The 15749-nt window shown below is 55.2% G+C and carries 10 protein-coding genes; 7 read left to right on the forward strand and 3 right to left on the reverse strand.

From position 1 onward, the window contains the following. Positions 1-7: 7 nt before the first annotated feature. From D3A97_RS12390 to D3A97_RS12410, 5 genes are all read left to right on the forward strand, one after another. Entirely contained in the window at positions 8-1762 is a 1755-nt protein-coding gene (locus tag D3A97_RS12390; protein WP_119078813.1) for a RagB/SusD family nutrient uptake outer membrane protein, read from the forward strand. Positions 1763-1795: 33 nt separating this feature from the next. Next, complete coding sequence (locus tag D3A97_RS12395; protein WP_119078814.1) at positions 1796-4618, forward strand: SusC/RagA family TonB-linked outer membrane protein; 2823 nt, start codon at positions 1796-1798, stop codon at positions 4616-4618. A gap of 10 nt (positions 4619-4628) precedes the next feature. Continuing rightward, the gene (locus D3A97_RS12400) at positions 4629-6272 is read left to right on the forward strand and encodes a RagB/SusD family nutrient uptake outer membrane protein (protein ID WP_119078815.1); all 1644 of its coding nucleotides are present in this window, start codon (positions 4629-4631) and stop codon (positions 6270-6272) included. A gap of 10 nt (positions 6273-6282) precedes the next feature. Next, a complete protein-coding gene (locus D3A97_RS12405) occupies positions 6283-7692 on the forward strand; it encodes an arylsulfatase (RefSeq protein ID WP_119078816.1) in 1410 nt (469 codons plus the stop codon). Positions 7693-7867: 175 nt separating this feature from the next. Continuing rightward, positions 7868-9208, forward strand: a complete 1341-nt coding sequence (locus D3A97_RS12410; RefSeq protein WP_119078817.1) for an NAD(P)/FAD-dependent oxidoreductase — start codon at positions 7868-7870, stop codon at positions 9206-9208. Here D3A97_RS12410 and D3A97_RS12415 read toward each other — a convergent pair. Next, entirely contained in the window at positions 9205-10491 is a 1287-nt protein-coding gene (locus D3A97_RS12415) for a type IX secretion system plug protein (RefSeq protein ID WP_119078818.1), read from the reverse strand. The two genes, D3A97_RS12410 and D3A97_RS12415, sit on opposite strands and share 4 nt — an antisense overlap. A 43-nt stretch (positions 10492-10534) precedes the next feature. Here D3A97_RS12415 and D3A97_RS12420 point away from each other — a divergent pair, with 43 nt between their 5' ends. Beyond that, the gene (locus tag D3A97_RS12420) at positions 10535-11755 is read left to right on the forward strand and encodes an ABC transporter permease (protein ID WP_119078819.1); all 1221 of its coding nucleotides are present in this window, start codon (positions 10535-10537) and stop codon (positions 11753-11755) included. A 54-nt stretch (positions 11756-11809) separates the two neighbouring features. On the opposite strand, the gene D3A97_RS12425 is transcribed toward D3A97_RS12420, so the two are convergent. Further along, complete coding sequence (locus D3A97_RS12425; protein WP_119078820.1) at positions 11810-12541, reverse strand: TrmH family RNA methyltransferase; 732 nt, start codon at positions 12539-12541, stop codon at positions 11810-11812. 84 nt (positions 12542-12625) lie between these two features. Between D3A97_RS12425 and tamL the strand changes: the two genes are divergently transcribed. Further along, a complete protein-coding gene (tamL, locus tag D3A97_RS12430) occupies positions 12626-15049 on the forward strand; it encodes a translocation and assembly module lipoprotein TamL (protein WP_157986510.1) in 2424 nt (807 codons plus the stop codon). Here the strand turns inward: tamL and truB are convergent. Beyond that, positions 15037-15723 (reverse strand): tRNA pseudouridine(55) synthase TruB, encoded by a 687-nt coding sequence (gene truB, locus D3A97_RS12435; protein ID WP_119078822.1) that lies wholly within the window; start codon positions 15721-15723, stop codon positions 15037-15039. The two genes, tamL and truB, sit on opposite strands and share 13 nt — an antisense overlap. Positions 15724-15749: the final 26 nt, after the last annotated feature.

Genomic DNA, 15749 nt, shown 5'->3' on the forward strand with positions numbered 1-15749 from the left:
ACCAGCTATGTACAAGTACACCATCATATTATACATCCTGCCCGCCATCCTGCTGACCGGCCTGTTCAGTTGCCGGGACGCCAAGGATTTCCTGGACCCGAAGTCTACGAATGAACTGAATGAGGCGGCGGTTTTTGCAGACAGCGCCCGTACCATGGACTTTCTGGCAGGCATTTACAGTCGCCTGGAGTTCGGCAACAACGCGGGCAAGGAAGTGAACACCGTAGGCGCGGGTTTCAGTGAATGTACCGATGAAGCGGAAACCCGCTGGCCGGGAGCGCACAACGTGCCCAACCAGATATTCGGCGGCACCTTCGGGCCTAACTTTTATGCCAAAACAGATAATTCCTGGAGCTACCTCTATACCGGCATCCGGCATGTGAACATCTACCTCAAGAACCTGCCGAACATGCCGCTTTCTCCGCAGCTCAAAGCCAGAACGGCGCTGGAAGCCCGTTTCCTGCGGGCGTATTTCTATCACAACCTGATAAAATACTGGGGCGGCGTAATACTGGTGGGAGACGAGGTGTTCAGCCTCAACGCGCCCAACGAGGCTGGCAGAAACACCTACGCCGAGTGTGTAGACTATATTGTTGCGGAAGTGGATGCCATTGCGCCCGCGTTGCCCTTGAGCTACAGCGGTATCAATTACGGCAGGATCACCCGCGGCGCCGCACTGGCGCTCAAGGCCAGGGTACTGCTGTATGCCGCCAGCCCGCTGTTCAACGGCGGCAGCTTTGCAACGGACGCGGAGGTGATACCGCTCACCGCTTATCCGTCTGCAGACCCCAGCCGCTGGAACAAGGCATTGCAGGCCGCGCAGGAAGTGGTGGACATGAACAGGTATTCGCTCTATACAGATAACACTACCCGCCCGGGCAACGGCTTTTATCAGCTTTTCCTGGAAAGGGTGAACAACGAATACATCCTCGCGGAAATGGTGGGCGCCAACAAGATCGTGGAGGCCGCCACCAATCCTCCTTCCCGCAACGGCTCCTTTCTCCGTTATCCCTCCCAGCAACTGGTAGACGCCTTCCCCATGAAAAACGGCAAAGCTATTACGGAGGCCGGTTCCGGGTACGATGAGGATGACATGTACACCGGCCGCGACCCGCGTTTCTATTTTACCATCATCTACAACGGCGCGCCCTTTTTCGATCACCGCACCAATTCCTTTACACCTGTTTTTACGTACGAAGGCGCCAACCTGGACGGTCTCAAGCCGGCATCCAACAATACCGGCACCAGCACTGGTTACTACGCAAGAAAGTCTGCAGACGAGACCATCAGCGCCGGCAGCTCCGCCAATACGCTGCGTTGCCCGCCTATTATCCGGTATGCGGAAGTACTGTTGAACCTGGCGGAGGCCGCCAACGAAACGGGAGACTGGCCAAAGGCAAGAACGCAACTGGTTGAATTGCGCAAGCGCGCCGGTATTGACCCGGGGGCGGACGATCTTTACGGCCTCCCTGCCAACCCCTCCCCGGAAGCAGCGCGTGAGCTGATCCGCAACGAGCGCTTCATTGAGCTGGCGTTTGAAGAGCACCGCTACTGGGATGTTCGCCGCTGGCGCATCGGGGAACGGTACGATCAAAAGTCTATAGAGGGCATACGCGTAAAACGCAATACAGACGGATCTTTCACCCAGGCGAGGTTTAACGTGAGAAGCCCCCGTTACTTCAAGGTCAACAGTTACCTGTTCCCCGTTCCGCAAACGGAGATTGCGGTAAACCGTAACATCAGGCAAAATCCCGGATGGTAATCCTTTATCCAAGGAGTAAAAAAACAGAGAAGCATGAACAACTATATAAAGATCATATTCAGCCTGTTCTTCCTGGCGCCCTCCGCTGTTCCGGCGGCGGCGCATGCGTACGCGGCAGGCGTGCTCTTCCAGGACACCGCCAGGCAAGCTGCGCGGCAAGACAGTATTTATCCCTTGTTCTTCACAACAAAACAGAAAGACCAGCTGGTGTCTGCCGTGGGTTTTGCAGACGGAGCGGCGCTACGGGCCGTACCGCTCACCGGCATAGGCAATGCGCTTACCGGTAGAATAGCCGGCCTGGCCACTATACAAGACGCCGGAGAGCCGGGCAACGACCAGCCGCTTTTTTTACTGCGGGGAAGAACACCGCTGGTACTGGTAGACGGCATTCCCCGTAACATCTACACCATTTTACCCGAACAGGTAGCGTCCGTTACCGTGCTGAAAGACGCCCTGTCTGCCGCCGCCCTGGGGCTGAGAGGAGCAGACGGAGTGATCCTGATCACTACGCGCAAGGAGGCAAAACAGCGGGGCCATAACATGGACTTTTCCATCAATACCGGTATTGCGCAGCCGCTGAAACAACGGGAGCTGTTGTCTGCCGCCGCATACGCCGAGCTGTACAACGAAGCGCTGCAGAACGACGGAAGGCCCGCGCTGTATACCGCGGACGATATTGTCAAGTATCGCAACGGCAGCGCGCCTTATACGCACCCTGACAACAACTGGTACGCACGCGTGATGGAAAAGCAGGCGCCTTACCAGCGGTATGTGCTGAGCGCAAACGGCAAAACGGACGCTATGGGCTATTTCCTTTCAATAGACTACCTGGAGCAGGATGGCCTCCTGAACCAAAGCTCCCTCAACAGTTACAGCACCAATGTTGATTACAAACGCTTCGGCTTCCGCGGGAACGTTAGCATAGACCTTTCCCCGCGCACCAAATTATCCCTGAACATACACGGCTCCAGCCGCCGGCGTAACGCGCCCGGAGGCGCCGCTTCACTGAGCTTTGCGCCCAACACAGGCCGGCTGGATATTTCAACAGGAAGCATATCAGGGCTGTTCAACAGCATCCTCAATACGCCGGCAAATGCTTATCCCGTATACAACCCGGACGGCTCTTTCGGCGGCAATCAGCTGTTCTCCAACAACATCTGGGGGCAGGCTACCGGTGCCGGCTACTCGCAGATCAATATGAACGACGGGTTGGCAGACCTGGTGCTGGAGCGGGATATGAGCGATGTCTGGAAAGGATGGTGGGTGAAAGGCACCGCTTCCTACACCATGGAGATCATTCACAATATTATCCGCAACAAGAGCTTTGCCACCTATGAAATGAAAGTAACAGGCGCCAATGATACCATTTACCGGCAGTTCGGCAGCATCGGCGAGCAGGCCAACACCTCCGGCGTGAGCGTGCGTAACGGCTCGCTGTTCATGGACTTTTCTACCGGCGTTTCCCGGAGCTGGAATGAACATCATCTGGACGTTGCCCTGCAATACCAGCGCAGCAGCGCGCGTTATGGCAACCAGCTGCCTTTTGTGATCAAGAACGGCATCTTCCGGGCGGAATACCGCATGGGCAACCGCTACATCCTGGACGTGGTCACCTCCTACAGCGGCAATAACTGGTACAAGCCCGGCCACCAGTATAATTTCTATCCCGCGGCAGGTTTGGGCTGGAATGTGCATAACGAGAACTTCTTTCCGCAGAACAGTTTTTTTGACCAGCTGAAGTTGCGCACCAACTATGGCCTTGTAGGCCGCATAGATGCCAATTATTTCAGCTACCTGTATACCTATTCCAACTACGGTTCCGCGTATTATATCGGTACCGGCGCGGGTGGCGTGCAGGGCACTGAAGAAAGCCAGCTGCCTTATGTGCGCACCACGGAAAAAGCATTGAAATGGAACATCGGCGCAGACCTCGGCATGCTGAACAACCGCGCCACGCTGTCAGTAGACTATTACCGCAACAGGTTCTATGACCTGCTGCAGCAAAGAGGGCGCAACACCGCGTTGCTGGGCGCGCCCTACCCGGCGGAGAACATCGGCAAGAGCCAATACAGCGGCCTGGAAGCCACCGCAGGCTGGTCAGACAAGGTGAACGCTTTTGAGTATGAGATTGCCGCCAACCTGGCCATACAAAGAGGCCGCATTATTTACAACGACCAGCCTCCGCAGGCACACCCCTGGATGGAAACGGCGGGAGATCGCATTGGCCAGCAGTACGGCTACATTGCAGACGGGTTTGTGACCACTGCCGGTGAAGGCCCGGTAGTGGAGGGCTACCGCTCCGTGCCCGGAGACCTGAAGTACCGTGACCTGAACGGGGACGGCGTCATCAATTTTTACGATGTAACGAAGATAGGGCCAGACAAGCCGGAGATCTATTACGGCATCAGCGCCGGTTTCAGGTTCAAAGGCTTTGACGTTTCGTTGCAGCTGGCTGGCCTGGCCAACCGCATGATGAACCTCACCGGCCTGGGCGAGTGGGAGTTCCAGAACGAAGGGAGGGGCCCCGCCTTCCCGCACCACTACAACCGCTGGACGCCTGAAACGGCCGCTACCGCCACCTACCCGCGGCTCACCGCGGGGTTCAATCCCAACAACCATGTTAATTCTTCGTTCTGGCTGTCATCAGCAGATTTTCTGCGGCTGAAAACAGTAGCGCTCGGTTACACGTTCCGCGGCGGCGTGCTGGACCGCCTGAAGATCAAGGGCTGCCGGGTATTTGCCAGCGGTTACAACCTGCTCACCTTTAGCGGGCAAGACCGGTTCGACCCCGAGAACGGCAGCCTCGGCTACCCGCTGCAACGCATTTTAAACGGCGGTATTTCGATCAAATTTTAATTGCAAGCTCATGAACATCAAAACATATATGCTGGCGGCGGTGACCTTTATTTTTGTGTTCTCCTGCCGGAAATACGAAACCTACCCGGTTGAGCGGATCACGGATAACATCGTGTACGATTCGCTTGACAAGAACGCTACCTACGCGGAATGGGTGGTGAACGGCATCTACGCTTTTCTGCCCAACGGGTATAACCGGATAGATAACGTGGTGCTGGATGCCGCCACAGATGATGCCGTTGCGTCCAACTTCGGCAACAACATTGAAGTGCTCGGAAAGTCAAGGCTATCGGCCGTGAACAATCCTGACGATAAATGGGCCCTGGCCTATGAGGCCATCCGCCGGGCCAATCTTTTTCTGGCCAACATCCATGTAGTACCGCGCGATGAGACCACCAAAACCTACTGGAAAGCGGAAGTGCGGTTTATCAGGGCCATGAATTATTTTGAGCTGCTCCGCCGCTACGGGGGCGTGCCGCTGCTGGGAGACAAAGCCTACTCGCTGGAAGAGAACATCCAACTGGGCAGGAACACGTTTAACGAAGTGGTATCCTACATTGTACAGGAATGCGATGCTATTTACCCCTCGCTGCGCACAGATCCCATAGACAATACCAACCTTGGCCGCATTACACAGGCGGCGGCGCTGGCGCTGAAAAGCAGAACGCTGCTGCTGGCGGCGAGCCCGCTCAACAACCCGGCAGACGATCCCGCCAGGTGGCTGGCCGCCGCCACCGCCGCAAAAGATGTGATCAACCTCGGGAAGTATTCGCTGGCAGGCAATTTCAGGGAGATATTCACCAACCGCAAAAGCCCTGAAGTGATACTGGCCTACCAGGCCGCGCAGCATTCCAACCTTGAACGGCAGAACGCGCCGGTAGGATACGTGGAGCCTAACGTGAGCCAGGGCTACGTGAGCCCCACGCAGGAGCTGGTGAATGCTTTTCCCATGCAGAACGGCCTGCCTGTTACCGATGCGGCTTCCGGCTATGACCCGGCCAACCCTTACACAGGGCGTGACCCGCGCCTGGCCGCCACGGTGTTCTATAACGGCATGATGTGGCTGCGCCGGCCGGTGGAAACCTTTGAAGGCGGGCTGGACAATCCCTCGGCAGCAGTGCGCGTTTCGCGCCGTACGCGCACCGGATATTACTTGCGCAAGTTTCTCGGGGACTTTGGCAACGCCACTGACTATTCCAACCAAAACCATAATTTTCCTATCTTCCGCTATGCGGAAATATTGCTCAACTACGCCGAAGCGGCCAATGAAACGGATGATCAGGCAGCGGCATACACGCAGCTGAAAGAGATCCGCAAGAGAGCCGGGCTGCAGGCCGGGGCAGACGATCTGTACGGCCTGAAAGCCAACATGGGCAAAACGGACATGCGGGAGGCCATAAGGCTGGAACGGCGGCTGGAACTGGCTTTTGAAGAACACCGTTACTGGGACCTCCGCCGCTGGAAAACAGCAGAACAAATGCTGAACAAACAGCTGACCGGCGTAAAGATCATCCGGAACACAGACGGAACGTTCACCTACAGCTATCAGCCTGTAGATTATGTGTCCTTTGCCGCCAAACAGTATGCATACCCGGTGCCCTATAAGGAAGTTACCGCCAGCGGCGGCGGCATTACGCAAAACAAAGACTGGTAATCATAAACACATGAAACAACTGCTTATTCTCTTCTGCTGCTGCACCGCGTTTACCGCCCTGCAGGCACAGCAAAAACCGAACATTGTGTTCATTCTTGCAGATGACCTCGGTTATGGGGACATTGGCCCGTACGGGCAGCAAAAGATCAAAACACCCAACCTGGACCGCCTGGCGCAACAGGGGATGTGTTTTACCTCCTTCTATTCCGGCACCTCCGTTTGCGCGCCCTCCCGTTCCTCGCTGCTGACCGGTTTGCATACCGGGCATACCTACATCCGCGGCAATAAGGAAATACAGCCGGAAGGGCAGGAGCCCCTGGCGGATTCCGTACAGAGCTACGCCCGCATGCTGCAGCAGGCGGGCTATGCAACAGGCGCTTTCGGCAAGTGGGGGCTGGGCATGGTAGGCACCAGCGGCGCGCCAGACAAAAAAGGGTTTGATACGTTCTTTGGTTATAATTGCCAGCGGCAGTCTCACCGGTATTACCCCACCCACCTCTGGGATAACAACCGGAAAGTAGTGCTGGAAGGCAACGACCTGAAAGAGAAAAAGGTGTACGCGCCGGCATTGATACAGGAGAAAACGCTGGCTTTTATTGAAGCGAACAAAAGCAGGCCGTTCTTCCTGTTCATTCCCACCGTGCTGCCGCACGCGGAGCTGCAGGGGCCTGAAGATGCCTACTACCGGCAGTATGAGCACAGCTTCAGCGAAACGCCTCACCGCGGTAACGACTACGGCCCGCAGGCCTCCCTGGGCGGCTACGCTTCCGTAGCCAAACCCAAAGCCACCTTTGCGGCCATGGTAACACGCCTGGATGCCTACGTAGGGCAGGTGCTGAACAAACTGGAAGAATTGGGGCTGACCCGCAACACTATTGTGATATTCAGCAGTGACAACGGCCCCCATACAGAAGGCGGCGCAGACCCCGCTTTCTTCAACAGCAATGGCGGTTTCCGCGGCGTAAAGCGGGACCTGTACGAAGGAGGCATCCGGGTGCCTTTCATTGTGAAATGGCCGGGCAAGGTGAAAGCCGGCGCCCGTACCGCACAGCCTGCCGCGTTCTGGGACCTGATGCCCACTTTCCTTCAAGTGGCGGGCGCTCCGGCGGCCCAGGCAACAGACGGTATTTCCATTCTGCCCACCTGGCTGGGCAAAGGCCGGCAGAAAGAACATCCGTATTTCTACTGGGAATTTCATGAAGGCGGCGGCCGCCAGGCAGTGCGCGCGGGCAAGTGGAAAGCCGTTCGCCTGCAGGTGAAAAAAGACCCCAACGGTCCGCTGGAGCTGTACGACCTGCAGCAAGATCCCGGTGAAAAAAACAACGTGGCCGCCCAGCACCCGGATATTATAAAGAAAATGGATGGATATATGCGTGCAGCGCATGTGGAAAGCCCCATTTTCCCGCTTATCACGCAGTAAAAATTCTGTTCTGAAAGCCCCTGTACAGGCGGCCGGTTCCCGGAAAAAAGGGAATGGCCGCCTATTCTTTTCCACTTATCTTTCATTTTGTACTGAAAGTTTTGTACTTTTGATAAAAATTAACAATGGTATGGCATTTGTGGCCAATTTGCTGTAGCATTTTAAATCACAAATCATGATACAACCGAACATACCGGAAACAGACCGGCCCAGGGTAGTGATCGTTGGAGGAGGATTTGGAGGCATTAACCTGGCTAAAGCGCTCAAGCGCGTACCCGTACAGGTAGTATTGCTGGACAGGAACAATTATCATCTTTTTCAACCCCTTTTGTACCAGGTAGCTACCGCCGGCCTGGAGCCGGACAGCATAGCCTTTCCGCTGCGCGGCATTTTCAAGCACCAGAAAAATTTCCACTTCCGGATGGCGGAGGTGAAAAGCGTGAACACGGCAGACAATGTGCTGGTTACCAATATTGGCGATATCAAATACAACTATCTCGTTATTGCCACCGGCAGCAATACCAACTTTTTCGGCAACAAACTGATAGAAGAGCATGCCATTGGCATGAAGTCTTTGATAGAAGCAGTGCAGATCCGCAACTATGTACTGAAACAGTTTGAGGAATGTTTGCTGTTGAAAGACGAAGCGGAAGTGAAGCCGAAGCTCAATTTTGTGATGGTGGGCGGCGGGCCTACCGGCGTGGAGCTGGCCGGCGCCTTTGCCGAGCTGCGCAAATACATCCTTCCAAAAGATTACCCGGAGCTGCCGCTGCACCTGATGAACATTTACCTGATAGAGGCCGGCCCGCGTGTGCTGGCAAGCATGACAACCGCCAGCAGCCAGAAAACTTTCGAAAGCCTGGAGCACATTGGCGTAAAAGTAATGACCAATGTGGCGGTGAAAGACTATGATGGCCTTAACCTCCTGCTCAGCAACGGGGAAACCATCCAAACCCAGTCCCTGCTCTGGTCTGCCGGCGTTAAAGGCATGCCCGTTGCCGGTTTGCCGGAAGGGGAGGTGCTGCCCAACGGGCGGGTGAACGTGAACGAGTTTAACCTGGTGAAAGGCTGCAATAATGTGTATGCAATAGGAGATATTGCCATGATGGTGAATGACGAAAGGTTCCCGAAAGGCTACCCTATGGTGGCGCAGGTGGCCATGCAGCAGGGCAAGCAGCTGGGCAGGAACATCCAGGCGTCTTTGAGAGGATATACGCAGCAACCGTTCAAATACAAAGACCTTGGCAGTATGGCCACCATTGGCCGCAACCGGGCGGTGGCGGAGTTTGCGGGCATCCGCCTCAGCGGTTACCTGGCCTGGATAGCCTGGATGGTGGTGCACCTCCTGAACTTGCTGGGCTTCCGTAACAAACTGGTAGTGTTCATCAACTGGTTTTACCGGTACTTCACGTATGACCGCGGTACCCGTATCATCATCAAACGGGGGGCGGCCAATATTGTGAAACTGCGGCAGTCTGTTTACCAGACAGACCCCATTACGCCTGTTACGGGTTAACGGCTGCGGTTCAGCAGGGAGTTGAGCCGCAACTGGCCCACCAGCTCATCGTACCGCCCGCCCAATGAACGGAAATATACCAGCACGGTGTAGGCGTTCTCGGTTTCCCACCAGTTGCCTTCGGTAAATTCCGTGCTGAACTGGTTGTTGGTCCTGTCAAGCAGCCCGTATACGTAATTGTAGTAGCCCTGTTTCAGGTACAAGGCCCCTTCATAGGCCTGCCGCGGGCCATTGTAGGTCATTTTGTTGAGGGTGTTCAGCTCATAGTTGGTCATTTCCCCGAAAATATACATATCGTACCCCGCGTAAGGTTCTTTGGCCGGAAAGGTAAAGTTCACCCGGGCATAATCTCCTTCAAAGCTGGGGTCATAATCTTCTATGATAGCGGGGTAAAACATGCCGTTGATATCTTTCAGGTATTGATATACCACGTTGTCTCGCGGAAAGTCAGGCAGCACGGTCACTTCCGTACTGCTTTTGCGGTAATCCGTTTTCTGGACACGCTCCGTTTGCAGGCGGAAGCTGCGGAGGTCTACCCAGCGCCACTCCTTCATGGCGGGAAAAATACAGTCCTGCTCCGCATTGTACTCTATCACGTCTCCCTTGATGAACATCGGTTTCAGGTTGGTGATGGCATTGTCCCAGCGGTTGTTCTGCTGTATCACCAGCTTCACCTGGTCAAAGGGGTTCTGTACATTCAGGCCTTTGGTATTAACGGCTACATTGATCTTTTGAGAGGTACGGAAGAGCTTGGGGTTGGTGGGCTGGGAAATGAAGCCCGTTACGCCCGCCCGGTTGTTGAACACCATCAGCCTGCGGGTAAAGGCCAGCTTGGACGTATCACTGTCCAGGTACACCTTCAGCAGGTAGTTGCCGGCTTTGGTGGGCATGCAGTTGGAGTTGGGTATCTGCACGCTGTAGTGTACATATTTTTGCAGGGCAATGCTGGAGAATCTGAAGTTCCTGATCTGGTTTTCCGTAAAGCCCCGCAGGTACTCGATGGGGTTGAGCCTGGCCGGTTTCCAGTCTGCATCGCAAAGCACCAGCGTATAGTAGTACGTGCGCATTTCATTGAGCAGGTCGTCAAAGCTCAGCTCCAGCGTTTCATTAGAATTCAGCGCTACCACGGGCATTCCCAGGGGCTCGCCCGGCGGGTTCAGCTTGACCGTGGCAATGTTGCGGTGGTAAATGTGGTCTGGCGTAATGGCATTTTCCTGTGCCTTCAGGGCCAGGGAACAGGACAATACGATTACGGTAAAGCATGCTTGTGCTACTTTCCTCATAGCCGTAATTTACAATGAATTTCTAAATTGTATAAATTGCGGCATGCGCGTGTCCCTGTTTATTGCCGGAAGAATAGCCTTTAACCGCTTCTCTTCCTTTTCCAAGTTCATCATCAACATAGCCATGATAGCCACGGCCTTCAGCGTGGCCGTGATGATAATGGCCACTGCACTGATCAACGGCTTTCAGCAGGTCATTTCTGACAAGATCTTCAGCTTCTGGGGGCATATGCACATCACGCAGTATCAGGTAAATGCGGGGCCGCTGGCGGAACAGGTGCCTTTTATGGCAGACAGCGCCCTGGAGGCGGGCATCCGCGCATTGCCCGGGGTAAAAAAGGTGGATGAATTTGCCACCAAAAGCGTGATCGTAAAAAAAGACAAGGAAACAGAAGGCATGATATTCAAGGGCATTGCCCCGGGGAATGAGCCTGCCTTTCTGGAAGAGGGCCGCCCTATCCGGTTTACGGACAGCGGTTATTCCTCCGAGATCATTGTGTCTGCCAATACGGCCGCGCTGCTGCAGCTGCAGCTCAATGACGCGGTGGTGGTATACTTTGTACGTGGAGACGGGCTGCCGCCCCGCGCGCGTAAGCTCACCGTTTGCGGTATTTACAAGACCGGCATTGAAGAATATGATAAGGCCTACCTGATAGGGGATATAGGGCTTGTTCGCCGGCTGAACGACTGGGAGCCGGGAGAGATAGGTGGGTACGAGGTGTTCCTGGACAACTACCGGCTGATAGACAGCGCCCGCAGCGGCATCGGGGACCTGTTGCCGGATGAGCTGGCCCTGCGCAGCATGCAGGAGGTATACCCCAATATTTTTGACTGGCTGGGCCTGCAGAATAAAAACGAGACCATCATACTGGTGATCATGACCATTGTTGCGGTGATCAACATGATCACGGCCATTCTCATCCTCATACTGGAAAGGACTAACATGGTGGGCATTCTCAAGGCCCTGGGCATGCGCAACGGCGCTATACAGGGTATTTTTATTTACCAGGCGGGTTACATTGTGCTGGCCGGCATCCTGATAGGCAACGTGCTTGGCATTGGCCTGGCCCTGCTGCAGCAGTACACCGGTTTTTTCAAATTGCCTGAAGAATCTTATTACATGACAGTGGCACCCATTGCCATCCAGTGGTGGAAAGTGTTGCTTATCAACGGCGGCACGCTGCTCATATGCGTGCTGATCCTGCTCATACCTTCTTTGCTGGTACGCCGCATTGTGCCGGTAAGAGCTATCCAGTTCAAATAAGCAACCGGCCGGGTATGCCGATGGCCATGCGGGAAATCATGTAGCGCTTGTTGTTCAGATAAGCAACCTGCCGCAGATGATGCCGGTGGCCACGGCCGCGTTCAGGGATTCCGCTTCTCCTAGCCGCGGTATGGTGATGCGGCGGCTGCACAGCTCCAGCACCGCGGCGCTCAGCCCGCGGGATTCATTGCCGATAAGAATGATGCCTTCCCTGAGGGGCGGTACGTTCACGATGTTCTCTCCATGAAGCGTGGCGGCATAGGAGGGAATATGCGGGTGGGCCTGCAGCAGCCCGGTGAGGGACTGCACGTATACAGGCACGCGCATCAGGCTGCCCATGGTGGCTTGTATGGTTTTGGCGTTGTAAGCGTCCGCGCTGTCTGGCGAGCAGATCACCTGGCGGATGCCAAACCAGTCGGCTATACGAATAATGGTGCCCAGGTTGCCGGGATCTTGCAGGGTATCCAGCGCAATGGATACCGCGCCCTCCAGCCGCAGCGGCGGCTGGGCGGGCAGGTCTGCCAGGGCCAGCGCCTGGTTGGGGGTGGAAAGCGAAGAGAGTAGCTTCAATACCGCCGGTGTTACGGCTTCTGCCGTGATGCCCTCCGGTACCGGGTGGCCTTCCAGCCACTGCGCGGTAGCATATACGGACTTTACCGCGGCGGCGCTGCCGGTGATCAGTTCCTGCACTATCTTGTCACCCTCAGCCACAAACTGGCCGGATTTTTGCCTGTTTTTTTTGTGCTGTAATGATTGAATATATTTAATTTGCGCCTTTGATAACATGGGGTCAAACCTACAGGAAATCCGGCATTCAGCCAACAGCCCCTCTCAAACAGGGATGTGTAAGTACCCAAATGCAAACTACCAGTGAAGAAAAAGACATATGCACCATCAATCCATCTGCCGGTACCGGCGCTGCTGATGTTGCTGTGCCTTTTGCTGAACGCCTGCTCCAACACCAAATACCTGCAGCAGGACCAGAGCCTGCTGACCGGCACCAGCATGAATATTGAAGGCCAGCTCTCTTCCACTGAAAAAAAGAACCTGAAGAGCGACCTTACCTCTTCTTCCCTCATGCTGCAGAAGCCTAACCAGAAAGTGCTGGGTACCCGGCTCAAGGTATGGCTCTACAATAAAAAAACGTACGATAAAAAAAGCAACTGGTTCTGGAACCTTATGCTGGCCGAAAGGAACCTGCAGGCGCCGGTGATACTGGATTCCTCCAAAACCGCCGAGTCTGCCGCCCGCATGGTGTCTTACCTCAACAACCAGGGCTATTTCTACGCCACGGCCTCATTTACGGCAGACGTCAAGTCGCAGAAAGCAGAGGTGACCTACCAGGTGAACACCGGCAAAAACTTCGTGATCAGGAAGGTGCTGTACGATATACCGGACACGGCCATCGCCAACATTGTGAAAAACGGCGAAAACCTGTCCCTGCTAAAAGTGAATGACGCCTACAAGGCTGGCAACCTGCGGGACGAGCGGGAGCGCCTTACCCGCATGATCAGGGACGCAGGTTATTACAAGTTCAACCGTGACCTGGTGTCTTTCACCGTGGATACGCTCAACAAATCCCTGTTCCTGGACCCGCTGAACCCTTTTGAAAGCATGCCCACCGTGCTGAGCGCAGACCAGAAACCTACAATGGACATAGAGGTTAGCATCCGCCAGCCGGAAGATTCCGCCAGTGACCTGACCAAGGTGTTTTACCTGAACAAGATCTACGCCTTCCCGGACTTCAAGCTGCAGGACAATGTGAACGACACTTCTTTCAATACCACGGAAAGCCGCCACCTCATTGTAAAGTATCACGAAAACCTGATCCGCCCGCGGGTGCTGTCCCGCACGGTGCAGCTGCGGAGCAACGAGAAGTATTCCACCACCAACTACAACAATACGGTGAACCGGCTGTACGATCTGAACCTCTGGCAGTTCGTGACCGTGCAGTTCCGGGAGAACAAAGACAGTGCGCAGAAGCTGGACGCTTTCATTCAGCTCACCCCACGCAAAAAGCAGGAGCTGAGCGCCAACATAGACCTCACTACCAGCAGCGATTATTTTATAGGCAGCGGCGTATCACTGGGGTACCGGCATTTTAACGTGAACCGCGCCGCCAATGAGCTGCATGTTACGCTGAAGGGCGGGGTGGAAGTAGTGCGCAACGCCAGCCGGTTCGATATGCAGGCCACGGAATACGGCATCAATGCAGACTTCATCCTGCCGCGTTTTATCACCCCCTTCCGTGTGCGCCAGAGCAACCGTTCCACCGCCAAAACGAGGATCTCCGCCGGTTTCAACAACCTGCGCAGGATAGACAAGTTCAACATCCGCAATGTGACCGGCGCTTTCGGCTATGAGTGGAACGAGTCCATTTACAAACGGTGGACGGTCAAGCCCATTACCCTCAACTACGTGGGCGTGGTGCTTACCCCCGGCTTCAAGGATACGGTGGTAGACCCCAATCCCTACCTGCGGCGCAGCTTTGAGCCTGCGTTCATTGGCGGCGAAGCCGTTTCCTACACGTTTGCCAACAACGATATTTTCCATAAAAGGCAGAACTCCTATTTTCGCGCCACCATTGAAGAATCAGGCCTGTGGCTGAAAGGGGTGAACGGGCTGATACATGTGATCAGCAGCCGCAGCGAGAACCTGGAAACGCTGGCACGGGTGAACATCTCGCAGTTTGTGCGGGGGGAGGTAGATTACCGTCATTACTGGAATTATAATAAATCTGCCGTGGCCACCCGCGCCTATGCCGGCGTAGGGATCCCTTACGGGCAAAGCGATGTGTTGCCCTACATCCGCCAGTTTACCGCCGGCGGCCCCAACAGCATCCGCGCCTGGCGCCTGCGTACGCTGGGCCCGGGGTCTTATACGGACACGTCGTCCATTGCCACTATTTTCCCTGACCAGACGGGCGATCTGAAGCTGGAAGGGAACGTGGAGTACCGTTTTGACATGCTGCGCCTGTTTGGCGGCACCATCAACCTGAAAGGCGCTACCTTTCTGGACTTTGGCAATATCTGGATGCTGCGGAAAGACACATTGCGCCCCGGGGGAGAGTTCCAGATCAAGAACCTGTACAAACAACTGGCCATTGGCACCGGTTTGGGCGCCAGGCTAGATTTCAGCTATTTCGTGATCCGGTTCGACTGGGGTATTCCCCTTAAAAAGCCTTATCCCACCCAGAACAACAGCGGGTGGTACATTGGGGAATGGGCGCTGGGAGACGCCCGCTGGCGCCGGGATAATGTGATCTGGAACATTGCCATCGGCTACCCGTTCTGATGCGCCTGTTTGTACTGCTCAATAAAATCCGTTACTTCTACCGCATCTTCCAGCCTGAACGCTCCTATGCGGGTGCGGCACAAGCTGCTCAGGTACGCGCCGCAGCCAACGGCCGCGCCAAAATCCTGCGCCAGTGAGCGGATGTAGGTGCCCGTGCTGCATTGTACCCTGAAATGCACTACCGGCCCGTCTACCGCCGTAATTTCAAAAGCATGTATCACAATGGCCCTTGGCTCCACTTTCACGTCCACGCCTTTGCGGGCCAGGTGGTAAATGGGCTTGCCGTTCTGTTTGATAGCGGAATGAATGGGCGGTAATTGCTGCTGCGGGCCGGTGAAGCGGTTGGCATATGCCTGCAGCTCCTCCTGGCTGAGGGCCGGTACAGGCTGGTGGTTCTCCGGTTCAGATTCCAGGTCAAAGGTAGGAGTGGTGGCGCCCAGCGTAAAAGTGCCGGTGTATTCCTTTTCCTGCGCCTGGTACTCATTGATCTTCTTCGTCATTTTACCGGTGCAGCAAATGAGCAGGCCGGTGGCCAGCGGGTCAAGCGTGCCGGCATGGCCTATTTTGGCCTTGGTGGTATTGCGGATTTTACGTACAACGTCAAAAGAGGTCCAGGTTAACGGCTTGTTGATCAGCAGCACGGTCCCTTCCTGGTAGTTTGGTGATTCAGACATTTTGCAAAGATAGATTTAATTTATGG

Origin of the sequence: Chitinophaga alhagiae, from assembly GCF_003568665.1 — a bacterium.
Taxonomy (GTDB): Bacteria; Bacteroidota; Bacteroidia; order Chitinophagales; family Chitinophagaceae; genus Chitinophaga; species Chitinophaga alhagiae.